Source organism: Rhizobium ecuadorense, from assembly GCF_001187535.1.
Lineage (GTDB): Bacteria > Pseudomonadota > Alphaproteobacteria > Rhizobiales > Rhizobiaceae > Rhizobium > Rhizobium ecuadorense.
Genome location: NZ_LFIO01001470.1, coordinates 1 through 253 on the forward strand (window position 1 = coordinate 1; position 253 = coordinate 253).

The window sequence follows — 253 nt, forward strand, 5'->3', positions numbered from 1 at the left end:
GATCTCCACAGGGCGAGCGACGTCGCCACTATGATGGAGATCCAGCTCGGGATGGGAGACGGCCTTTCCTATTTCAATCTGAACTCCTTCCAGCAACGAGATCGTGTCCGCCAGAACAACGCGGCGGTTGCCGCCCGCGTCGAGCGCGTTCTCCGTCAGGAAATGGAGCGAAGCCGGGAGATCGTCACGCGGTTCCGTGCGGCCGTCGAAAAGATTGCCGATATCCTGGTGGGGAAGGCAATCATCGAGGGTG

At 60.5% G+C, this 253-nt stretch carries 1 pseudogene; it reads left to right on the forward strand.

Going from position 1 to position 253, the window contains the following annotated elements:
- A pseudogene (locus AF337_RS30645) lies at positions 1 to 253 on the forward strand (AAA family ATPase); the annotation flags it as partial.